This is a genomic window from Flavobacteriales bacterium, assembly GCA_016713875.1.
Lineage (GTDB): Bacteria > Bacteroidota > Bacteroidia > Flavobacteriales_F > PHOS-HE28 > PHOS-HE28.
This window is the reverse complement of the sequence record JADJOI010000003.1, coordinates 342,175-364,247: the sequence shown is the minus strand read 5'-3', so window position 1 is coordinate 364,247 and position 22,073 is coordinate 342,175. Positions and strand designations below refer to the sequence as shown.

The following is a 22,073-nucleotide window of genomic DNA, read 5'->3' as shown; positions in this document are numbered from 1 at the left end:
ATCACGAACCCTCGCCCATCCCCTTGCGCAGGTCCTCGACCGTGCGCGGCGGCAGTTTGTGCAGGTCGAGCACCATCAGCCCGTCGAGCGCATCGTTGAAATGGGGATCGCAGTTGAAGCCGATGATCTTGGCGTTCAGGAGCAGGTACTTCTTCAGCAGCACCGGCATGGCCGATTCATGCGGATCGATCTCCGCGATGAGCCGGTCCATCTTCTTCATGTCGGCCTCGGAAGCGTGCACCAAGGCCTCGCTGTCGGCGCCGTCGCGCTTCACCCGGAACCGGTTCCTCGGGGTGACCATGGCGGCCATGTCGCGGTCGTAGTGGTGCTTCTCCACATAGGCCATGATCAGGGCCCGCGAGAAGTGGCTGTACGTGCTGCTGATGCTCACAGGGCCGATGAGGTACTGGTGCGCGGGGTTCGAGGTGATGTGGATGAGCAGGCCCCGCCACAGCATGAAGAGCGGGAGCCGATGCCGCTGGTACTCCTGTGCGATGAACGACCGCCCCAGCTCGAAGCTGCGCCGAAGCACACGGTCCATCGCGCGGTCCATGCGGAACAGCGTGCTCAGGTAGAGCCCGCGCCGGCCGTAGCGCGGCATGATGCGCGCACCGTCGCCGATGCGATAGGCCCCCACCAGGCGCCGCTTCTCCCGGTCCCACAGGAACAGGTGGTCGTAGTAGAGGTCGAACTCATCGAGGTCGATGCGCTTGTTGGTGCCCTCGCCCACGGTGCGGAAGGTGACCTCTCGCAACCGGCCGATCTCGCGCAGCATGGCCGGGATGCGGTCACTGCCGGCCAGGTAGAGGTCGAACTCCGCCTGGCTGTTGAGCTTCAGGTCCTGGATGCCGGCCATCTCGCGCTCCAGCACGCGCGGATCAATGGCCTCCACCACCTCTTTGGGCCGCCGGGGGAACAATAGGGGCTTGAACTGCTCGCGGCGCACCTGCACACCGGATCCCAGTGCGTAGGTCTTGGCGCGCAGATAGCGGCCCAGCTGCTCGGCGGAGGTGAAGGCGGCCACTTCCTTGGCAGGGATGGGCTTGCCGATCCGCATGCGCACATGCCTGCCCCGCATCCGCAGCATCTCATTGGGCAGCGTCAGCGTGCGCAGGTTGGGGTGGATCATGCCCAGCATCTGGAAGACCACGGAGTTGGCCCCATCGAACCAGACCGGCACCACCGGCACGTCGGCATGCTGCACGAGCTTCAGGGCGGGCACCTTCCACCGCGGGTCGGCCACGGCCTTGAGCTCGGTGCGCCAGCTGCTGACCTCCCCGGCCGGGAACAGTGCCAAGGCCCCGCCCTGCTTTACATGGGCCAGGGCCGCGCGCATGCCTTGAAAGCTGCTGGCGCTCCGCAACTGCTCGAACGGATTCACCCCGATGAACCGATGCCCCAGCGGCTTGAGCTGCTGCAACAGGAAGTTGGCCATCACCTTCAGGTCGGGCCGCACCTCGCCGAACACCTCCACCAGCGCCATGCCATCGATCGCCCCGTAGGGATGATTGGCCACCAGGATCAGCCCCCCCTCCCGAGGCAGCTGCGCCAACTGTTCGGCCTGCACCTCCATCTCCAGCTCCAACCGCTGGAACACCGCCTTCACGAACGCGATGTCGTGCAGGTGGCTCACTTCCTCGTACACCCGCTGCAGCCGCTTGAGCCCGCTGACCTCCGTGAACAGGGCGACGCGCGGGTCGCCCGGGCGCATGTGGCTGGCTTTGGCCAGTTCCACCGGGTCCACCAAGCGGTCGTTCGGGGGCATCCCGTCAAAGGTATCAACCGGACCGACCGACCAGGGGCTCGCCAACTGGACCGGATGGGCTATCTTGGGGCTCCCTATCCGACCGACCATGCGCCGTACGCTGCCCATTCTGCTGTCCGCTCACCTTCTTCTGTCCACCTCCCTGCTGACCGCCCAGACCTATTGGGGCATGACGAGCACGGGCGGAACAAGCGACATCGGCACCATTTACTCCATCACTGAGACCGGCACCTTCACCAAGAAGCACGACTTCTTCCGCGTATCGGGGGGCGGCCCCAAGTGCGACCTCATCCAGGCGGGTAATGGGCGCCTGTACGGGGTCACCGAGTTCGGCGGCACCAACGGCGTAGGCACGCTCTTCGAGTTCAACCCCACCACCGGTGTGTTCACCACCCTGGCCAGCTTCAGCAACACGCTCGGTGAACAACCCGTGCGAGGCCTCGTGCAACACACCAACGGCAGGCTATACGGCACCTGCAGCGCGGGTGGGGCCAACGGCTTCGGCACCATCTTCGAGTACAACATCTCCACGACAGCCTTCAACAAACGCCACGATTTCGAGAACGTCGGCGCCAACCTCAATGGCCGCTCTCCGCGAAGCGGCCTGGTGCAGGCGGCCAACGGCCAGCTGTATGGCACCACGCTGTTGGGGGGTGCCAACAACCAGGGCATCATCTATGAGTTCCAGCCCACCGGCAACAACTTCGTGAAGCGTGCCGACCTGACCCTGGCCAACGGAGCACGTCCCTTCGCCGGACTGATGCGGGCCAGCAACAACCTGTTGTACGGCACCACCACCCAGGGCGGGGCGAACGGCGAAGGCGTCATCTTCAGCTTCAACAGCACCACCTTCGCCTACACCGTGCTGTTCAACCTCTCCTCTGCGGACGGTTCAGTGCCCTATGCCGAGCTGATGCAGAACGGAACGGGCGGGCTCCTGTACGGGACCACCAGCGAAGGCGGCGCCAACGGCCAGGGAGTGATCTTCAGCTTCGACCTCACCGGCAACCTCTATGCCCGCCTGGTCGACCTCTCTCCGGCGCTCGGTTACAGGCCGTTGGGCCGGCTGCGCCGCGCGGCGAACGGCCTGCTGTACGGAACGACCAGCCTGGGCGGCACCTCGAGCCTGGGCGTACTGTTCTCCTACGACCCCGCCACCAGCACGTACACCCTGCTCAAGAACCTGAGCGAGATCGGCACGAGCGGCAGCTGGAGCGGGGTGTTCGAATCTCCCACCGGCACCTTGAACGGAGTAGCGAGCACGGGCGGCGATGGCGGCAGCGGCACCCTGTTCCGCTATGTGGTGGCGGGTAACACGCTGACCGAAGCTGTGTCGTTCGCCTTCAGCAATGGCTCGCAGCCCAAGGGACGACTGGTGCGCGACGCGAACGGCAAGTTCTATGGCCTCACCTCCGCTGGAGGGGCCAACGGCAGTGGGATCTGCTTCTCGTTCGACCCCACGACGAACACCTTCACCCGCCTGGTGAACCTCAGCAGCACGACGGGCACCTTCCCGACCGGCTCGCTCACCCTCGCCAATGGCAAATACTATGGGCTGTGCAACCTCGGCGGCACCAGCAACGAGTGCACGTTGATCGAGTTCGACCCGGTCACCTCGGTCCTCACCGCCAAGGTGAACTTCGCCGGAGCCACCGGCACCCTGCCACGCGCCGGGCTGCTTCTCGCATCCAACGGACTGCTGTACGGCAGCACGACCGCCGGCGGTGCCAACGGCTTCGGCACCCTCTTCAGCTATTCTCCCGGTGCCAACAGCGTCACACCCTTGGTGGACCTCTCCCTGACCACCGGCATCCAACCGTTCGCCGACCTCATCCAGGCCTCGAACGGCCTGCTGTACGGCACGCTCAGCGAAGAAGGCGCCTTCGACAACGGCAGTCTCTTCTCCTTCAACACCAGCACCAACACGTTCACCAAGCTGTATGACTTCGACGGTCTGCAAGGCGGTAACCCGGCCGGCCGCCTTGTGCAGGCGAGCAACGGCGTGCTCTACGGCATGTGCCGGGAGGATGGATTGTACTTCAACGGCACGCTCTACAGTTGGAACATCACCACCGGCACGTACACGCAGCTGTACGACATGGCCACCACCGAGGGCTCTGCATCAGAGAGCAACATGATCCAGGGCACCGACGGCAACCTTTACGGGGTCTGTGTGCAGGGCGGCACGAACGGCCTCGGCACCATCTTCCGCTACAACCCGACGAACAACAGCTTCACCGTGGTGCGCTCGATGGCCGTCGCGGACGGAACACTCCCCTTCGACGGGCTCGTCCCCGAGGCCATCCCCACACCGCCCACCGGCGTGGGGCTTTCGATGAAGGTCTTCCTGGAAGGTCCCTACAACACGGGCACCGGTCTGATGAACGATGCCCTGCGGCTGCAGGCCTCCTTCCCGCTCACCGAACCGTTCACGGCCCTTGGGTTCACCCATGTGGGCGGCGGTGGCGGCGAAACGATCGCACCGGCGGTGCTCACCGTCACCGGCAGCAACGCCATCACCGACTGGATCCTCGTGGAACTGCGGTCCAAGACCAACAGTGCCACCGTGCTGCACACCCGCAGCGCCCTGGTCCAGCGCGATGGCGATGTGGTCGGCCTCGACGGGACCTCGGCGTTGACGGTGAACGCCCCAGCGGACGAGTACTACGTAGCGGTGCGCCACAGGAACCACCTGGCCTGCATGACCCTCAACAGCGTGAACCTCGGTGCCGCGCCCACGGCGATCAACTTCACGGACGGCACCGTGGCCACCTTCGGGACCAACGCGCAGAAAGTGAACGGCAGCGTACGCCTGCTCTGGGCGGGCAACGTGGTGCGTGACACGCAGCTCAAGTACGCGGGCGGTTCGAACGACCGCGATCCCATCCTGGTGCGCATCGGCGGCACAGTGCCCACGGCCACCGTCACCGGTTACTGGAGCGAGGACGTGAACATGGATGCCACCGTGAAGTACGCCGGCGGCGCGAACGATCGTGACCCCATCCTGGTGAACGTGGGCGGCACGGTGCCCACCGCCACGCGCACGCAACAGCTGCCCTGACGACGATCTCGGACCGACCGTGAACGGGGGGGGGGGATCCGGAAGTGTCCGGGTCACCCCCGTTCGCCTGTTGAAACTATTTAACGACCACGGACTTGCGTGGTCCGACCTCGCGGATAGCTTTGCGCGCCATGCTCCGGAACGCGTCCATCACCGCGCTGCTGCCCGCCCTGCTCGGGTCGCCCGTGCTCGCGCAGGTGGACAGCGTGGCCATCGGAGGGGCCGAGGAGGTGGAGGCCTATGAGGAGGCCATCGCGGATCCCGGGTATGATGAGCTGGCGCTGCCAAGCCTGTCCGGCGGTGCCCTGACCCTGAAGGACAGCCTGTGGCTCATCCCTGGTTACGATCTGTACTGCGACTGGAACACCGAGAGCATTTTCGGGCATCACGACCAGACCCTGCCTGTGGCCCCCACCACCCTGTGGTTGAGCCATGCGGCCTGTGACCACGAGATGCCGGTGTGCGGCCGCATCACCTCGGTCTTCGGTCCACGTCATGGTCGCATGCACTATGGGGTCGACCTGAAGCTGGAGACCGGTGACCCCGTGGTGGCCGGCTTTGACGGCATGGTGCGCATCGCCCAATACCACCGCTCCTTCGGCAATGTGATCGTGATCCGCCACGCCAACGGGCTCGAGACGCTTTACGCCCACCTCAGCCGCATCAGCGTGGACGTGGGGCAGTTGGTGGAGGCGGGCGAGCGCATCGGCCTGGGCGGGAACACCGGGACAAGCACGGGCAGCCATCTGCACTTCGAAGTGCGCTACCTCGGCCGCCCCATGGATCCCGCGCGGGTGTTCGACCTCACGGAAGGCGAGCTCACCGCCGGCACCCTGCGACTGGATGCCTCGCTGTTCAAGCACCCGGCCGCGGCCCCGTCCGCCTACTACCGGGTGAAGCGTGGGGATACCCTGTCGTCCATCGCCCGACGCCATGGCACCACCGTGGCCCGGTTGTGCAAGTTGAACCGCCTTTCCACGCGCTCGATCCTGCGGATCGGCCAGCGCCTCCGCACGTCCTAGGGACGTTATGCGATGTGGGCGGTGCCCGTGTCCACCTCCGTGTGGTGGGTCCAGCGGCTCAAGGTGTCCACCAGGTCCTGGTTGTAGACCGGAGAGAGCAGAAGCTGCCGCTGGCCCGTGAGCCGGAGGAGGACGAGGTCATCCTTGGAATTGGGCAAGCGGTCGATCAGCCGGCGCCCCAACCCGAAGGTGAACGAGCTCAGGCCGATGTCCACACTGCAGAACCGGACGAACTCGCGCTCCAGCTCCCGCGCCCGGCCCCTGTCCGCCATGGCCTCGGCGATCTGCCGGATGTAATCACGCGCAGCAGCGCGGTCCACCAGGCTGGCATCCACGAATTCGGACCGCTGCACCCGGTGGGTGTGCGCACCCGTGGTGAGCACGAGCGCGGCGCTATCCACCAGGTAGGCCCCCGACCTGCGACGGTCGCGCTGGATGGCCAGCACGAAGCCCAGCAGCACAAGGCCGGCACCGATGAAGGCGATGGGTAGAACGCGCAGCACGGCCGCCAGCACCAGGGAGCCCAGCACCACCGCCACGCTCACATACGCCCACGCCTTGGTGTTGTACCACAGGCGCTTGGTGCGGAAACGCTTCACGCGGTTCATCGAGGTCAAAGGTAACCGTGCCCGGAAGGGGAGGCCCCGGAATGCGATCGGCCCGCCAGTGGCGGGCCGATCGGCTGTACCGGAGAAGGGACTCGAACCCTTACAACCTTACGGTCACACGCCCCTGAAACGTGCGCGTCTACCAATTCCGCCACTCCGGTGGGTGTGGACTTTTCTGCGTCAGGGGGTGCAAATATAGCGGTCGCGATCGATCCGGCGGACGGTCGTAACGGTGTGTGCCCGCGGTACCTTCGGGGACAGCGCACGCAGCATGACCGGTTTCAGACGAATGGCGGATGGCGGTGCGGTGGAGCCCATCGCACACCTCGGCAGCCTGCTGACCGGCGCGCCGGACGCCCTCCTCCGCATCGGCAGCGACAGCCAGAACCTGGGTGATCGGACCATCTATACCACCACGGTGGTGTTGCGCTACCGGGGCAACGGCGCCCATGTGATCTACCGCCGCGAGCGGGCCACGCGGATCACCGACATGTGGACGCGGCTGTGGGGCGAGGTGGAACGCAGCCTGGCCGTGGCAAGCTGGCTGAAGCACGAGGGCCGCCTGCCCATCCACGGCATCGACCTGGACCTCAACCCCGACCCCGCCACCGGCAGCCATCGGCTGCACAGCGCCGCCGTGGGGTTCGTGAAGGCGCATGGCTATGAGCCGCGGACCAAGCCCGACCTGCTGATGGCCACATGGGCCGCCAACCTGCTGTGCAACCGGGCCAGCCGGACGCACGAAACCCCCCACCGGGCTGAGCCCTAGGCAGGGGGTTCGTGACTCTTCAGATTGACCGTTGAACTACTTGGACAGGCCTTGTTACGCCCGCCGCGATCGCTGAGTTTCGCAGGCGCCCCGGTGATCCGACCGGTTCCGGTGAGCACTCGACCAACACGGTGTTCTGCCCGACGGAGACCGGGACGGCTCAGTTCACATCGGGCAGGAAGCTGTGCTTCTCCCCGTAGTGGAGCATCTGCTTCACGAAGTCGTCCGGGAACTCCAGCTTCACATCGGTGATGCCCCCGGAGGCGTCCATGACCGGCACCATCTGCGGTTGGATGAAGCCCGCATAGGGCGCGGTGCGGATGCGTTCGGCGCGCTTCAGCACCTCGGCATGCACGGCCGGGTCCACCTTCACCCCGTAGGTCTCCACCAGCGCCTTGCCCGCCTCGTGATCGCCCTGGCTCTTGATGCGCTGCACCTCGCGCAGCAGGTCGCCGAAGAGAGTGCGGAGCTTCTGGTAGTCGCGGATGTCGTAGTAGGTGGCCCCGTCGCGCACCACCTTGGCCACCACGCCCTCCTTCATGCCCTTCTCCACCACCCAGGCGCTCACCCACATCCGGTTGCGCATGTGGGCCTCCTCGATGTCCTTGCCCGGCTTGATGCGCCGCAACTGGACCAGCAGCCCGTTTCGCAGGTATCCATCATACTCGGCCATGCCCACTTCGAGGCTGGGCATCACCCCCAGCTCCACGAGCTTGGGGTCCATGATGAAATAGAGCGCCACGAGGTCGGCACGGCCCTCCTCCAGGGTGCTGGCGTAGCTCTTGAGCGTCTGGTCCGTTTCGCCCACGCCGGGCTCCAGCTGGCCGCTGGCGTGGCCCACCACCTCGTGCAGGGCCGTGTGCAGCTTGCCCGCCAGCGCGCCGTGCGCCTTGGCCCGGGCGATCTCCTCCGCATCGTGGCAGAAGACCTCCAGTGTGCTGCTGCCCGCGCTCTTCTCATACGCCTCGCTGATGTTGCCCAGGCTCACGCTCTTGCTGCCATGGGCCGCGCGGATCCAGTTGGCGTTGGGCAGGTTGACCCCGATCGGCGTGCTGGGCGCCGCATCGCCGGACTCGCCGGCCGTGTTGATGAACCGGTAGGTGATGCCCACCACGTTCTTCTTCTTGTGCTCGGGCATCAGGGGGCTGTTGTCCTCGAACCACTGCGCGTTGCGCTGGATGGCCAGCATGTTGCGGGTGGCCTCCGGATCGTTCACCTCCACGATGCTCTCGTAGCTGCCGCGCTTGCCCAGCGGATCATTGTACACCTCCACGAAACCGAGGATGAAGTCCACACTGTTCGTGGTGTCCTTCACCCAGGCGATGTTGAAGTCGTCCCAGGTGCGCAGGTCGCCCGTGCGGTAGTACTGGATCAGCAGGTCGATCGCCTTGCGCTGCTGCGGGTTCTCCGCCACCGCGGCGGCCTTCTCCAGCCACTTGATGCTCTCCACCAGGGCCGGTCCGTACAGACCGCCCACCTTGTACACCTGCTCCTGCAGTTGGCCGTCGGCCCCGCGCACGATGCGGCTGTTGAGCCCGTGGGCCAGCGGCATCGCGGGATCGTCCTTCTTTTCGCGCGCCGCATAGAAGGCCTCCACCTCGGCCTGCGTGACGCCCGGTCCGTAGAAGTTCACCGCGCTGGCCTGCACCAGGTCCTTGCCGGCCTCGAGGCTCACCTTCTTGGCGGCCACAGCGGGATCGAACATGGTGGTGAGCACCTCCTCCGGCAGGGTGGCGCCGCAGCCCTTGAGCAGTCCCTCGAAGTAGCCCCGGCTGAAGGCGGGCTCGTGCTTGTCGTTGCTGTAGTGGTGGTGGATGCCGTTGCTGAAGAAGACCTGCTTGGCGTAGGTGAGGAAGTTGGTCCACTCCGCTCCCGTGCGATCGCCCTTGTGGTCGCGCAGGATGCGCTCCAACGAGCGGCGCACCTGCAGGTTGTGCTTGTGGTTCTGGTCCCACAGGATGTCGCGCCCGGCCAGGCCGGCCATGTTGAGGTAGTAGGCCAGTTGCTTCTGCTGTGGGTTGAGCTGCTCCCAACCCGGCACCTGATAGCGCAGGATGCGCACGTCGGCGAACTGGTCGGTCTGCCAGATGAAGCTGTCCGGCGCGGCCGCGATGGGCGCGGCGGTGCGGCCGCGCGCCTCCGGGCCACCACCGTGGAAGGCGGTGAGGATCGGCAGCAGCAGCAGCGGTAGGGCGTGAACGGTCTTCATGGCGTTGGAGGTGCGGTGTACGATGGGATGTGCGGTCGACGCGGGCTAGTGGATGACCATGTTGGCGCGGGCCTGCTCCACCAGTTTCTTCAACCGGTGGTAGGCGGCCAGCTGCTTGTTGTAGCGCTTCAGGTCGGCGTGGCTCAGGGTGTTCACGTGCAGCAGGTCCATCTTGTCGGCGAGGTCGTGCAGCTTCACCCGGATGGACCAGGATCCTGCATCACGCGCTCGATGTAGGCCTCATAGTCCTCGTCCGTGCGCCGGCTGATGTGCACCAGCGCCTTGAGGATGCGCTCCGGGAACCCCTTCTCCTGGAGCTCGGTGACGGTGACCGGGCTACGCTCCAGGACGTCATGCAGTGCGCCCAGCACCTGCTCCTCCAGGTCATGGCCGCGCATCATCACGCGCATCACGTGCAGGATGTACGGTTTCTCGAAGCGGTCCACCTGGCCCTTGTGGACCTTGGCGGCCAGCCGGATGGCGCGCTCCAGCAGGTGTTCCTGCAACGGGTTCACTTGTCCAGGGTGATGCGGAGGTCGAGGGCCGCGGGATCCTTCATGATCACGCTCCAGTCCGTGTCGAGCTTCAACTGCCGGGGTTCGGGGCTCTCCTGGCTCACCCCTTCGGCCACCTGACGGTCACGGATGGCCTCGGCGAAGGTGAAGCTGTACTTGTAGTGCATGCGCTGCAGGAAGGCCGTGGGGTCGGTGCTGTCGCCGGTGGCGTCGGCCCCCATGTCATCGCCCATCTCCAGGGCGTGCCGGTTGTTGGTGCGCACCAGCGTGCTGCCGTCCCAGCGGAAGAAGTCGTGCGTGGTCCCGGTGCTGTCCGGCATCAGCACGTTGAGCGCTCCGTTCAGCGCATGGATGTCCTTGAAGCGGAAGGTGAGCCGCTGGACGTACTTCTCCTTTTTGTTCACCTTCACCTTGCTGATGCCCGGCATCGACTTGAGGGTGGCGGCCTGGTCCTTCATATCGAGGTCCCCGGGCCCACCATCGTCGCCCTTGCCTTCGCCCAAGGCCTCCAGGCTCTTCAGCATCTCCCCGAGAGCGCTCATGTCCACCACGTACTCCATGGTGCCGCTGCCGTCCTTCTTGAAGGTGTAGTTCTCCTCGATGGTGAGGCAGCCGGTGAGCAGGAGAACGGCCGCCATGGCTGACAGCAGGGGACGCAGGGTGCGGGGCATGGCGCAATGTAGCACCACGGCCGAAAGTGCCCGAGGATCGGCCGAACGGCCGGTGGATCAGAAGGCCAACCGGCCCTGCTGCTCCATGGCCAGCCGCAACTGGCCCACCTCCTTGCGCAGTTCCACCACGCTGCGGGCCAGGTCGTCGCGGCTCATGTTGGGCTCGGGCAGCTCGGCGCTGATGAAGTGCACGAACTTCCACACCTCCAGCACGTTGGTGACCTGCACCTCGAAGGGCGCGTAGAGCGGATTGGTGCTGCAGAGCAGCAGGGTGCCCTTCTCCTTCAGCTGGTTGTACACCACCTTGAAGACGATGCCATCGTCCTTGGTGACCACGATATAGGGCTGGCCGTCGCGGATGGTCTGCCAGTTCTGCACGTACTCGCCGGTGACCCAGGAACCATCACCCACAGGCGGCATGCTGTCGCCGCTGATCTGGAAGGTGCGGTACTTGCGGTCCTTGGCCAGAAAGGGCATCTGGAAGGTGGGCAGGATGCTGATGTACTCCGGATCGGCGTAGCCCAGCGCATAGCCGGCCTTGGCCTTCTCGGGCACCAGCTCCACGTTCTCGCGGTCCTCGCGGTCCACCGTGGTGGCCAGCACGCGCAGTCGCCGTCCACTGAGGTCGATGTCGCCCCCGCGCTCCAGGATGCCGAGCTGGCTTTCGCTGAGGGCCGTGAGCTCATCCTTGAGCAGCTTGTCGATGCTCACCTTGAAGTACTCGCTCATGCGCACGAGCAGGTCGAAGGACGGCTCGGCACTGCCGTTCTCGTAGCCGCTGTAGCTGCTGCGCTTGACATCGAGCGCGATGGCGACCTCCTCCTGCGAGCGGCCGCGGCGCTGTCGGAGGAGCTTGATGTTGGAGCCGAAGAGCAGGGTTGCCATGGGAAGGATGTGTTATGCTGTATGACGGTTGACAGTTGCTTGCCCCAGGTGCGGTCAGGGGTCCTGTGGTTTGAATCCGATCGATCGTCGCTGCTGCTCAGCGGCGGGCGAGACCAGTGCGGTGAGGTGATCGAAGATGGCCTGGATCTCCTCGTCGTGGCCGGAGAGGCGGCCCTCGAGCTGTTCCAGCTTCTGGAGGATCTCGCAGTGCGAAAGGAGCACCTCCCGCATCCGGCTGAAGACGCGGATGATGTGAATGTTGACCAGGATGGCCTGCTCGCTGTTGAGGACGCTGGAGAGCATGGCCACGCCTTGCTCGCTGAAGGCCATGGGGAGCACCCTGGAACCACCTCGTTCTGAGCGGACTCGCTCGTTTGAGGTGCCGAATTGGTACCTCAAAGCGGCCCACTCGGCAGAGGTCAGTTCGAACATGAAGTCCTCGGGGAAGCGGTTGATGTTGCGCCGTACCTGGCGCTTGAGGTGCTTGGTCTCCACACCGTAGAGCTCGGCGAGGTCGCGGTCCAACATCACCTTCTGGCCACGGATAACATGGATGCGGCCGGTGATGGCGGCATCGGGCGGGGCTACGGCGGTGTAGCTGGCCGGTGGCTCCTGGAGCAGGGTGTCCGTGGCGGTGTTCATGCTTCGTCGGGTTTGAAGCCGATCCGCTTGCGCGGCTCCGAAGGCGGAGCGAGCAGTTGCTTGAGGTGGTGGAAGAGCAGCTGGACATCGGCGCCCTGCTCCCCCACCCTGCGTTCCAACTGCTCCAGCCGCAGGAGGATGTCCTGGTGGGCGAGCATCACCTGGCGCATGCGCACGAAGAGGTCGATGATGCGGATGCTGACGGCGATGGCCCGTTCGCTGCGCAGGACATTGGCGAGCATGAGGACACCGTGCTCGGTGAAGGCGAAGGGCGGGTACTTGCCGTGCTCGCCCTGCTTTAAGGTCGCATTCTGCGACCTTAAAGCGTGGTCCTCTTCCAGGGAGAGCTCGAACATGAACTGCTCGGGGAAGCGCTCCATGTTGCGGCGCACCTGCTCCTTGAGGCGCCTGACCTCCACCCCATAGAGCTCGGCCAGATCACGATCAAGCATGACGCGCTGGCCGCCGATGAGGTGGAGCCGGCCGAGAAGCTGTTCATCGGTGGGAACCGGGGCGCCGTAGCCGGCAGGCGGCTCGGCCACCACGAGGTGCTCCACCGGTAGCAGGTCCGTGTGGGGCGACCTGAACGCTGGCCGTGCGCGGTGCAGGCCGGTGCGCGGGCGGCGGGTCGTCGCCGGAGTTCCCATCAGATCACTGATCAGTTATTCGACAGCGCAAACATAATGACTAATTTATCGGACGCAACATGACGGATATTTTGTCAGCACGGAGCTGTTGGCCGAACGCGAGGCCCGCGCCCGGGATGGGAGCGGCAGCTTGCCGCAGGCGGGCCGCTGGTGCCGCGCCAGCGAGGAGGCGACCGGAGGAAGCCACCGCAGCGGCTGAGGCACCCGGCACGGCAAGGCAACTACAGCGGACAGCCCGAAAGGCGCCCAAAGAACATGCACAACACCCATATGGATGCGCCTGTGGCGTCGACCCATCGGGTCGACAACCCCCAACGCCGATCATGGCATGTCGACCCTGAGGGTCGACGCAGCCGGAGCGTTGAACGATGACCACCGACCGACCATGGAACGCACCATCCTCCACCTGGACCTCAACACCTTCTTCGTGAGCGTGGAGCGCCTGCGCGAGCCGAAGCTGAACGGCAGGCCCGTGCTGATCGGCGCCGACAGCGACCGCGGCGTGGTGGCCAGCTGCAGCTACGAGGCGCGCGCCTTCGGCATACGCAGCGCCATGCCCATGAAGATGGCCAAGCAGCTGTGCCCCGAAGCCATCATCCTGCGCGGCGACAGCGGCCTGTACCTGAAGAAGAGCGACGAGGTGACCGAGATCATCCGCGCCAGTGTGCCGCTGTTCGAGAAGAGCAGCGTGGACGAGTTCTATGTGGACCTGAGCGGCACCGACCGCTTCCACGGCAGCCGCAAGCTGGCGAAGGAGCTGCGGCAACGCATCATCAAGGAGAGCGGACTGCCCAACAGCTTCGGGCTCTCCGTCAACAAGACGGTGAGCAAGGTGGCCACCGGCGAGGCCAAGACGGGCGCGGGCGAATGGTACGTGGAGCGGGGCACCGAGAAGCCCTTCCTGGCGCCGATGCCGATCGAACGCATCCCCGGCGTGGGCGAGAAGACCGCGCACCTGCTGCGCAGCATGGGCGTGGCGCGGATCCACACCCTGCAGGAAGTGCCCATCGACCTGATGCAGCGGCTCCTGGGCGAGCACGGGCCGGTGCTGTGGCGCAAGGCCAACGGCATCGACGACAGCCCGGTGGTGGCCTGGCACGAGCGCAAGAGCATCAGCACCGAACGCACCTTCGAACGCGACACCATCGACATGGTGAAGCTGAAGGGCATGCTGACCGCCATGGCCGAGAGCCTCGCCTTCCAGCTGCGCAAAGGGAGCAAGCTCACCAGCTGCGTGGCCGTGAAGATCCGCTACGCCGACTTCAACACCCACCTGAAGCAGCTGCGCATCCCCTACACCGCCTGCGACCACCTGATCCTGCCCGTGGTGCACGAGCTGTTCCGCACGCTGTACGACCGCCGCCAGCGCATCCGCCTGATCGGCGTGCGCTTCAGCCACCTGGTGGGCGGCGGGCACCAGATGAACGCCTTCACCGACACCGCCGAGGCCATGAGCCTCTATCAGGCCATGGACAGGATCCGCAAGCGCTTCGGCGACCGCACGGTGATGCGCGCCTGCGGCATGGACGCGCGCAGCATCGGCCGCATGGACAACCCCTTCGACGGGCAGGCGCCGGTGCTGTTGGCGAACAGGAGAACGTAGGGGTACCTCGAAGAACCTCGCTCCGGCGGCGTTCATGGCAGGCTCTCGGGCCGTATACACTTGCTCTCCTTCGGTCATACTTCGTTCCTCCTCAGTCGGATACTTCGTTTCAGTATCCTCCTTTCGGAGCGCCTCGTCTGACCGAACGATAGCTGCGTGCGCCATCCGTTCGAGGTTCTTCGAAGTACCCGTAGGTGAATGAAAAATGTAAAATGATGAATGTAGAATGGTCAACGTCCCAGCGAGGCATTTGCGGTCCCAAGGCTGCGGAGCCATCATTCTACCTTCACCATTTTACATTCTACATTTTTCATTCCTGCTTTTTGGCAGGGCGTGCCCCCGCTCAAGAGCAGCGGGGTCGGGTGCTGCGCTGTAGCTGCTTCGGCCCGGCCTGCATCCACGGCCCTGCGGTGGCTTCCTCCGGTCGCCTCCTCGCTGCACGTGGCCGCACGGCCGTTCCTTCAGCAGGCTGCCGCTGCGCCCCCTCACGCGGGTATCGCCATCCACCGCAGGCTGTGCGGAACTGTTCCACGACCGCAGGACCCTGAAGGTCGACCGGTCGCATTTTTGTAGAAACCCTCGCGGCATGCTCCATCGATACACCCTTCGTCTCCTTTCAATCGGCATGGTGCTCGCGATCTCCGCTGCACCCGCACAGACGCTCACCGAGGCCGGCAGCGTTCCGGTCCTAGGGCACACAGAGACCCGCACGTTCTATGCGGACTTCAGCACCGGCGGCCTGACCACAACGGGCACGGGCAATATCTGGGACCTGAGCGCGGCCACCCCGTTCGGGGCATCCGCTACCGTCACCTATACGGCGGCTGGCGACAGTCCATACGCGGCGTCATACCCCGGCACCACACTCTGCATGCATCGCGACGCCGGAGGTCCGAACGAGGAGTGGCGACACTTCCACGTCGACGCATCCATCGCCGAACTGCTCGGCGCCAATACGGATGCGTTCGATGGCGGGCGAACACTATGCACCTTCCCGTTCAGCATGGGAAGCACGTTCACCGATACGTATTCCATCAATGGCGGTTCGCCCTATACCGAGACCGACACCTATGTGGCCAGTGGGCAACTGGTGACCCCGTGGGGTACAGTGCCTGATGTGGTGATGGTCTCGGTGAACGCAGGGTTCTCCTACTACTTCTACAGCGCGGACAACGTGCTGGACGCCATCGGCACCTACACCCCGGGGTTCGGCTCCGATCTGTGGCGTGTGGAGGAGAACACCGGGATCGACGGAAAGGCCCCCGCGGCGATCGGGATCTGGCCTGTGCCAGCCCATGGCCAGGTGACGCTTGCACTACCGTTCAGCGGTACCATGCGCGTCGAAGTGCTGGACGCCTCAGGGCGCCAGGTGCTGACCACCACCACCACGGTGACCACCGGAACGCTCAACCTCGCATCGTTCATCCCGGGCTCTTACATGGTCAGGGCTGTCGATATGCACGGGGATCGGGCCATCGGTCGCCTGCTGGTGCAGTGAACATCCCCGCGGGTCACGACTCCGGTCCGTGGTTCCAACGGTCACGGCATGCCGCAGGCCGACCAGCATCGGCACAAGAGCCCTAGCGTGGCCCCAGACACCCCGGCCTACACCGGCTCGAAGTGCGCGGTGAAGTGCCCCAGGAAGCGCGGCTCCTTGGTGATGCGGAAGCCCGTGGCGCGGTCGCGCTCGGCCACCACCCGTGCGAAGCTCTGCACCACGTGGTCGATGTGGCTCTGCGTGTACACGCCCCGCGGGATCGCCAGGCGCACCAGGTCCATGGCGGCGGGGATGAGCGCGCCAGCGGCATCGTACTTGCCGAACTCACCGAGCCACCTCCACGCACCGGATGCCGCCGATGCGGTACAGCGCACACACCAGCCTGGCCGGGGTATTGCTCCACCGCGATGTGCGGGTAGAGCCCACGCGCATCCACGTACACCGCATGGCCGCCCACCGGCCGCATGATGGGCGCGCCCAGCGCCATGAGGTGCTCGCCCAGGTAGCGCGTGCTGGTGATGCGGTGGTCGAGGTAGTCCGGATCGAACACCTCCTTCAGCCCCTGGGCCACCGCCTCCATGTCGCGGCCCGAGAGACCGCCATAGGTGGTGTAGCCCTCGGTGATGATGAGCAGGTACGTGATCTCGTCCGCGAGCCTGTCATTGCGCAGGGTGAGGAAGCCGCCCATGTTCACCAGCGCGTCCTTCTTGGCGCTCATGGTGGCAGCATCGGCCAGGCCGAACATCTCCTGCGCGATGCTGCGGTCGGCGTAGCCGGGCTCGCGGTCGCGGATGAACCACGCGTTCTCGGCGATGCGGCAGGCATCGAGCACGAAGAGGATGCCATGGCGGCGGCACACGGCCTGCACGGCCTTCGCGTTGCCCATGCTCACGGGCTGCCCGCCACCGCTGTTGTTGGTGACCGCAAGGACCACCGTCGCCACGTTGGCCGCGCCCTTCCGCGCGATGGTGCGCTCCAGCGCCTCCACGTCGTGATCCCCCTTGAAGGGATCGAGCGCCTGCGGGTCGCGCCCCACGGCCACGGGCAGGTCGACGGCCTCGGCCCCACTGAACCAGATGTTGGCGCGCGTGGTGTCGAAGTGGGTGCTGCTCATGAACACCTTGCCCTTGCCGCCCAGGTGACCATGGAGCAGGCGCTCGGCCGCGCGCCCCTGGTGCGTGGACAGGATGTGCGGCATGCCGGTGAGGTCCTTCAGTTCGGCCTCGAACCGCTCCCAGCTGCGCGCGCCGGCGTACGACTCATCCCCGCGCATCAGGGCGGCCCACTGCTCGCTGCTCATGGCGCTCGTGCCGCTGTCGGTGAGCAGGTCGATGAGCACATCGTCGCTGCGCAACAGGAAGGGGTTGTACCGGGCGGCCTTGAGGCAGGCGCTGCGCTGCTCCTCAGTGGGGCTCCACCATCTTGATGCGGAAGGGTTCGAAGACGACGGGCTTCATGGGGCTCAAGGAAGGAGCCGTGCTCGGGGACCACATGCCGGCCATCAGCCTTCGACCGGTCCACCCGATCGGTCGCCGCTCATGTGATCCGGCCCCGGTTCCGCCTTCCGCGTCGCAACTTGCCGGCACAACACCAGCCGGGCATGGAACTCGTCATCAACGGACTCAGCAAGACCTACGCGAACGGCGTCAAGGCCTTGGACAACGTCAGCCTCACCATCCCCACGGGCATGTTCGGCCTGCTGGGGCCCAACGGCGCGGGCAAAAGCACGCTCATGCGCATCCTCGCCACCCTGCAGGAGGCGGACAGCGGCAGCGCCATGCTCGGCGACCTGGACGTGCTGCTCCGGAAGCAGGAGGTCCGCCGGGTGCTGGGCTATCTGCCGCAGGAGTTCGGCGTGTACCCGCGTGTGAGCGCGTACGAGATGCTGGACCATATCGGGTTGCTGAAGGGCGTGATCCACAACGGCGAACGCAAGGCGCTCGTGGAAGCGCTGCTGCAGAAGGTGAACCTGTGGGAGCACCGCAAGCGCCGCATCGCCGGCTTCAGCGGGGGCATGAAGCAACGTTTCGGCATCGCACAATCGCTCATCGGTGAGCCGAAGCTCATCATCGTGGACGAGCCCACGGCGGGCCTCGATCCCGGAGAGCGCAACCGGTTCTACAACCTGCTCACGGAGATCGGCGAGAACGTGGTGGTGATCCTCAGCACCCACATCGTGCAGGACGTGCAGGAGCTGTGCGGCAACATGGCCATCATCAACAAGGGCCGCCTGCTCTTCGCCGGGTCCCCGAACGATGCGCTCGCCGCCGTGAAGGGGCGCATCTGGGAGAAGAGCATCCCCAAGCAGGAGCTTGAGGCGCACAACGCGTCGTTCAACGTGATCAGCAACAAGCTCATCGCCGGGCGGCCGGTGATCCACGTATACAACGAGGGACGCCCGGACGGTTTCGCACCTGCCGAGCCTACGCTGGAGGACGTGTTCTTCAGCCACATCAACGGCGCTCATCAACCTGTGACGGCATGACCTGGCGGCTCTTCCTCAAGGAACTGCGCCATTGGCTGAGGCAGCCCATGGTGTACATCTTCCTCCTGCTGTTCGCGCTCCTCGCCTTCGGGGCCGTGACGTGGGACAAGCTGGTGATCGGCGGGCAGATGGCGAACGTGAAGCTGAACGCCCCGTTCATGGTCTTCCAGTGGTACTCCGGACTGGCCTTCATCGGGCTGTTCATGGTCACGGCCTTCGTGAACGCCGCGGCCATCCGCGACTTCACCTACAACACGTCGCAGATCATGTTCAGCACACCGCTGCGGAAGGGCGAGTACCTCCTCGGTCGGTTCCTCGGAAGCACCCTCGTGGCCTCCATCCCCCTGCTCGGCATCACACTGGGTGTGCTGATCGGCAGCCTGATGCCCTGGGTGGACCCGGAACGCATCGGTGCGAACGACCTGGCGGCCCACGCTCAGGCCTACCTCTACCTCACCCTGCCCAACATCCTGTTCTCCGCCGCGGTGATCTTCTCGGTGGCCGCCCTGGTACGCAGTACCGCCGCAGCCTACATCACCGCCGTGGTGATCATGGTGGCCGCAGGCTTCGCGGGCGAGCTCATGGGCGAGATGGACAACCAGACCCTGGCCGCCCTGCTCGACCCCTTCGGTGAAACGGCCTTCCGGCTGGTGACCCGCTACTGGACCGTCGAGGAGAAGAACTCCGCTCTGCTCCCCATCGGGGGCGTCCTGTTGTGGAACCGGATCCTCTGGACCACGATCTCCGCAGGGATCTTCGTGTTCTGCGCCCGGCGTTTCAGCTTCACGGACCGAAAGGCCGGGCGGGTGACGGCGAAGCTGTCCGAGGAGGCGCCCGCGACCGGTCACGTGGAGCTTCCGCAGGTGAAGCGTGAGCACGGTGGGCGCGCGCATCGGCGGCAGTTCCGCCGCATCGCCTGGAACGACTTCCGCGGCATGCTGAAAGGCACGGCCTTCATGATCGTGGCAGGCATCGGGCTGGTCAACATGTTCTTCGGCCTGGCCTTCTCCACCTCGCTCTATGAGAACGAGATCCTGCCGGTGACCTACCATGTGGTGGACATGATGCGCGGCTCGTTCGACCTGTTCACCATGATCCTGATCGTGTTCTACAGCGGGCTGCTCGTGTGGAAAGAGCGGGAACCGAAGCTGGACGAAGTGCACGATGCCACGCCCGTTCCGCTGGGTCTTGGCCTGGCCGGCAAATACACCGCCCTGGTGATGCTCCTGGCCGTGCTGCTCGTCGGATCGGCCTTCGGGGGCATGCTCTTCCAACTGGTCAAGGGCTACACCCGGTTGGAACCGGGCGTGTACCTCGGCATGTACATCCTTCCCGGGCTGGTGAGCTTCAGCACCATGGCGGCCCTCTCCTTCCTGGTGCATGTGCTGGTGAACAACAAGTACGTGGGCTATGGTGTGTTCATCGCGGTGATGTTCCTCCCCGGCATCCTGTGGAACGCGCTGGACGTGAACACCAACCTGGTGAGCTTCGGCGGAGCGCCCGGCATCACATACTCCGACATGAACGCCTACGGCACCGCCCTGAAGGGGTGGCTCTGGTTCAAGGCGTACTGGTGGGCCTTCGCCCTGCTGCTGCTGCTGCTGTCCATGGCCTTCTGGGTGCGCGGCAAGGAGACCGGGGTCCCCCAGCGGATGCGCGCGGCCGTCGCCCGGTTGAAGCGGAACCGACGCCTCGTGTGGCCGGCCCTGGCCTTGTGGGTCGGGCTGGGTGCGTGGAGCTATTACAACACCAAGGTGCTCAACGAAGTGCCGAACGGTGATGCGCAGGAAGAGGACGCCGCGCACTATGAGAGGACCTACAAGCGCTGCTCGGGCATCCATCAGCCGCATTACACGGACATCGACTTCGCCATCGACCTCGACCCGGAAAACCGCGGTCTGAAGAGCGTGGCGAAGGTCACGGTGCGGAACAAGGGCACTTCGGCGATCGATTCACTGCACCTCGTGCTGGGTGAAGGCATTGAACAGGAGGTGGAGATCCCCGGAGCCACCCTGGTGGTGAACGATGAGCAGGTCAACTACCGCATCTACAGGCTGGACCGGCCGCTCGCTCCCGGGGCCGACCTGCGCTTCACCGTCACGGCCACACATGTGGAGAAGGGCTTCGAGAACTCGGTGACCGTGATGCAGATCAACCGGAACGGCACCTTCTTCAACAACATGGACATCCTGCCCAACATCGGGTACAGCGACCGGTACGAGCTTCAGGACAGGTACGACCGCAAGAAGCATGGGCTGGGTCCCAGGGAGCGGATGCCCCGGCTCGCGGACGATGCGGCCCGACGCATGCAGACCTACCTGATGCCCAACAGCGACTGGGTGAACGTCCGCACGGTGATCAGCACATCGCCCGACCAGATCGCCGTCGCCCCTGGCTCGCTGAAGCGCGAGTGGACCGAGAACGGTCGCCGCTACTTCGAGTACGTGGTCGACCACAGGAGCATGAACTTCTACTCGTTCATGAGCGCACGCTACGAGGTGCACCGCGAGAAGATCGGCGACATCGATGTGGAGGTGTACTACCACGCACCCCATGCGGAGAACGTGCCGCGCATCGCCAACAGCATCAAGAAGAGCATCGCGTACTACAATGCGCACTTCGGTCCGTACCGCCACAAGCAGGCCCGCATCATCGAGTTCCCCCGCTACCAGGACTTCGCCCAGGCCTTCCCCGGCACGATGCCATACAGCGAAGGCATCGGCTTCATCTCGGACTTCAGCGACACCACGGACATCGACATGGTGTTCTACGTGGTGGCCCACGAGATGGGGCACCAGTGGTGGGCGCACCAGGTGATCGGCGCGAACATGCAGGGGAGCACCCTGCTCAGCGAGAGCATGGCGCAGTACAGCGCGCTGATGGTGATGGAGGACGAATTCGGCCGGCACAGCGCCCGCATGCGCCGGTTCCTCAAGCTCGAGAGCGACCGCTATCAGCGATCGCGCGGCACCGAGGAACTGAAAGAGGTGCCGCTGATGGAGGTGGAGAACCAGGGCTACATCCACTACAACAAGGGCAGCGTGATCCTCTACTGTCTGCGCGACTTCGTGGGCGAGGACAACCTGAACAGGGCCTTCCGGGCGCTGGTGGACACCTTCGGGTATGCTGAGCCTCCTTACCCGACCGCGCTCGACATGGTGCGCGAGCTGGAGAAGGTGGTGCCTGACAGCCTGGATTATCTGTTGGAGGATGGCTTCAAGCGCATCACCCTGTACAACAACCGGATGGGGGAGGCCACGGCCCGCATGCTGGCGGACAGCACCTACGAGGTGAAGTTGAAGCTGTGGGGGGAGAAGAACCACGCGGACTCACTGGGACGGGAGACCCCGGCGGCCATGAACGACTGGTTGGACGTGAGCGTCCTGCGCTACCCGGCGATCGGGCGAAACGCGGACAAGTCGCTGAACGATGTGCCACTGGTGCATCAGCGGTTGCGCCTGAAGAGCGGCTGGAACGAGCTCACCTTCATCGTGGACCGGAAGCCCCTGCGTGCGGAGATCGACCGCGACCACCTGTTCATCGACCGCGTGATGGACGACAACAGCAAGAAGGTGGAGGTACCGTAGGGTCGGCCCCTGGACCCGAACCCACGAATGACGGGAACTTCAAAGGCTGTTCGCACCGCATCCGGATCCATCCGCGCACTGCGGTCGGCCCACCAGAGACACCCAG

General features: G+C 65.2%; 16 protein-coding genes, 1 tRNA gene and 1 pseudogene. 7 read left to right on the top strand and 11 right to left on the bottom strand.

The genetic code is table 11. The annotated features are described in order from the left end of the window. Position 1: 1 nt before the first annotated feature. On the bottom strand, positions 2-1,765 hold the full coding sequence (locus IPJ87_03010) for a lysophospholipid acyltransferase family protein (protein ID MBK7940836.1): 1,764 nt from the start codon (positions 1,763-1,765) through the stop codon (positions 2-4). A gap of 88 nt (positions 1,766-1,853) precedes the next feature. Here IPJ87_03010 and IPJ87_03005 point away from each other — a divergent pair, with 88 nt between their 5' ends. Continuing rightward, positions 1,854-4,826, top strand: coding sequence for a hypothetical protein (locus IPJ87_03005; protein ID MBK7940835.1), 2,973 nt, complete (start codon positions 1,854-1,856; stop codon positions 4,824-4,826). Between the two features lie 131 nt (positions 4,827-4,957). Beyond that, positions 4,958-5,848 carry a peptidoglycan DD-metalloendopeptidase family protein gene (locus IPJ87_03000; GenBank protein MBK7940834.1) on the top strand — a complete coding sequence of 297 codons (891 nt, stop codon included), beginning with the start codon at positions 4,958-4,960 and terminating at the stop codon, positions 5,846-5,848. 5 nt (positions 5,849-5,853) lie between these two features. Here IPJ87_03000 and IPJ87_02995 read toward each other — a convergent pair whose 3' ends face one another. Then, positions 5,854-6,456, bottom strand: coding sequence for a hypothetical protein (locus IPJ87_02995; GenBank protein ID MBK7940833.1), 603 nt, complete (start codon positions 6,454-6,456; stop codon positions 5,854-5,856). Positions 6,457-6,533: 77 nt separating this feature from the next. Beyond that, positions 6,534-6,617: transfer RNA gene (locus IPJ87_02990), tRNA-Leu, on the bottom strand. A 110-nt stretch (positions 6,618-6,727) separates the two neighbouring features. Between IPJ87_02990 and IPJ87_02985 the strand changes: the two genes are divergently transcribed. Continuing rightward, on the top strand, positions 6,728-7,225 hold the full coding sequence (locus IPJ87_02985) for a hypothetical protein (GenBank protein MBK7940832.1): 498 nt from the start codon (positions 6,728-6,730) through the stop codon (positions 7,223-7,225). A gap of 160 nt (positions 7,226-7,385) precedes the next feature. Here the strand turns inward: IPJ87_02985 and IPJ87_02980 are convergent, their stop codons facing one another. The 7 genes from IPJ87_02980 to IPJ87_02950 all read right to left on the bottom strand — a co-directional run bounded on the left by IPJ87_02980 (position 7,386) and on the right by IPJ87_02950 (position 12,794). Beyond that, complete coding sequence (locus IPJ87_02980; GenBank protein ID MBK7940831.1) at positions 7,386-9,434, bottom strand: dihydrofolate reductase; 2,049 nt, start codon at positions 9,432-9,434, stop codon at positions 7,386-7,388. A gap of 45 nt (positions 9,435-9,479) precedes the next feature. Continuing rightward, the gene (locus tag IPJ87_02975) at positions 9,480-9,632 is read right to left on the bottom strand and encodes a hypothetical protein (protein MBK7940830.1); all 153 of its coding nucleotides are present in this window, start codon (positions 9,630-9,632) and stop codon (positions 9,480-9,482) included. Continuing rightward, on the bottom strand, positions 9,629-9,949 hold the full coding sequence (locus IPJ87_02970; GenBank protein MBK7940829.1) for a hypothetical protein: 321 nt from the start codon (positions 9,947-9,949) through the stop codon (positions 9,629-9,631). Before IPJ87_02970 ends, IPJ87_02975 begins: the two co-directional genes overlap by 4 nt. Further along, positions 9,946-10,620, bottom strand: coding sequence for a hypothetical protein (locus IPJ87_02965; protein MBK7940828.1), 675 nt, complete (start codon positions 10,618-10,620; stop codon positions 9,946-9,948). The genes IPJ87_02970 and IPJ87_02965 overlap by 4 nt, the downstream gene beginning before the upstream one ends. A gap of 57 nt (positions 10,621-10,677) precedes the next feature. Next, positions 10,678-11,496 carry a helix-turn-helix domain-containing protein gene (locus tag IPJ87_02960; protein ID MBK7940827.1) on the bottom strand — a complete coding sequence of 273 codons (819 nt, stop codon included), beginning with the start codon at positions 11,494-11,496 and terminating at the stop codon, positions 10,678-10,680. Between the two features lie 63 nt (positions 11,497-11,559). Beyond that, positions 11,560-12,147: an ORF6N domain-containing protein gene (locus tag IPJ87_02955; GenBank protein ID MBK7940826.1), complete on the bottom strand. Its 588-nt coding sequence runs from the start codon at positions 12,145-12,147 to the stop codon at positions 11,560-11,562. Further along, complete coding sequence (locus IPJ87_02950; protein MBK7940825.1) at positions 12,144-12,794, bottom strand: ORF6N domain-containing protein; 651 nt, start codon at positions 12,792-12,794, stop codon at positions 12,144-12,146. The genes IPJ87_02955 and IPJ87_02950 overlap by 4 nt, the downstream gene beginning before the upstream one ends. Before the next feature lie 385 nt (positions 12,795-13,179). Here IPJ87_02950 and dinB point away from each other — a divergent pair, with 385 nt between their 5' ends. Next, on the top strand, positions 13,180-14,397 hold the full coding sequence (gene dinB, locus IPJ87_02945; protein ID MBK7940824.1) for a DNA polymerase IV: 1,218 nt from the start codon (positions 13,180-13,182) through the stop codon (positions 14,395-14,397). A 625-nt stretch (positions 14,398-15,022) separates the two neighbouring features. Further along, positions 15,023-15,895 (top strand): T9SS type A sorting domain-containing protein, encoded by an 873-nt coding sequence (locus tag IPJ87_02940; protein ID MBK7940823.1) that lies wholly within the window; start codon positions 15,023-15,025, stop codon positions 15,893-15,895. 107 nt (positions 15,896-16,002) lie between these two features. Here the strand turns inward: IPJ87_02940 and IPJ87_02935 are convergent. Continuing rightward, a pseudogene (locus IPJ87_02935) lies at positions 16,003-17,352 on the bottom strand (tryptophanase). Between the two features lie 143 nt (positions 17,353-17,495). Between IPJ87_02935 and IPJ87_02930 the strand changes: the two are divergent. Then, positions 17,496-18,380 carry an ABC transporter ATP-binding protein gene (locus IPJ87_02930; protein MBK7940822.1) on the top strand — a complete coding sequence of 295 codons (885 nt, stop codon included), beginning with the start codon at positions 17,496-17,498 and terminating at the stop codon, positions 18,378-18,380. Beyond that, a complete protein-coding gene (locus tag IPJ87_02925) occupies positions 18,377-21,967 on the top strand; it encodes an ABC transporter permease subunit (GenBank protein ID MBK7940821.1) in 3,591 nt (1,196 codons plus the stop codon). Before IPJ87_02930 ends, IPJ87_02925 begins: the two co-directional genes overlap by 4 nt. The last annotated feature ends 106 nt before the right edge of the window (positions 21,968-22,073 follow it).

Excerpts from the sequence above, each read along its gene's own strand:
- IPJ87_03010 (MBK7940836.1), bottom strand. The coding sequence starts at position 1,765 with ATGCCCCCGAACGACCGCTTGGTGGACCCGGTGGAACTGGCCAAAGCC.
- IPJ87_03005 (MBK7940835.1), top strand. The coding sequence starts at position 1,854 with ATGCGCCGTACGCTGCCCATTCTGCTGTCCGCTCACCTTCTTCTGTCC.
- IPJ87_03000 (MBK7940834.1), top strand. The coding sequence starts at position 4,958 with ATGCTCCGGAACGCGTCCATCACCGCGCTGCTGCCCGCCCTGCTCGGG.
- IPJ87_02995 (MBK7940833.1), bottom strand. The coding sequence starts at position 6,456 with ATGAACCGCGTGAAGCGTTTCCGCACCAAGCGCCTGTGGTACAACACC.
- IPJ87_02985 (MBK7940832.1), top strand. The coding sequence starts at position 6,728 with ATGACCGGTTTCAGACGAATGGCGGATGGCGGTGCGGTGGAGCCCATC.
- IPJ87_02980 (MBK7940831.1), bottom strand. The coding sequence starts at position 9,434 with ATGAAGACCGTTCACGCCCTACCGCTGCTGCTGCTGCCGATCCTCACC.
- IPJ87_02965 (MBK7940828.1), bottom strand. The coding sequence starts at position 10,620 with ATGCCCCGCACCCTGCGTCCCCTGCTGTCAGCCATGGCGGCCGTTCTC.
- IPJ87_02955 (MBK7940826.1), bottom strand. The coding sequence starts at position 12,147 with ATGAACACCGCCACGGACACCCTGCTCCAGGAGCCACCGGCCAGCTAC.
- IPJ87_02950 (MBK7940825.1), bottom strand. The coding sequence starts at position 12,794 with ATGGGAACTCCGGCGACGACCCGCCGCCCGCGCACCGGCCTGCACCGC.
- dinB (MBK7940824.1), top strand. The coding sequence starts at position 13,180 with ATGGAACGCACCATCCTCCACCTGGACCTCAACACCTTCTTCGTGAGC.
- IPJ87_02940 (MBK7940823.1), top strand. The coding sequence starts at position 15,023 with ATGGTGCTCGCGATCTCCGCTGCACCCGCACAGACGCTCACCGAGGCC.
- IPJ87_02930 (MBK7940822.1), top strand. The coding sequence starts at position 17,496 with ATGGAACTCGTCATCAACGGACTCAGCAAGACCTACGCGAACGGCGTC.
- IPJ87_02925 (MBK7940821.1), top strand. The coding sequence starts at position 18,377 with ATGACCTGGCGGCTCTTCCTCAAGGAACTGCGCCATTGGCTGAGGCAG.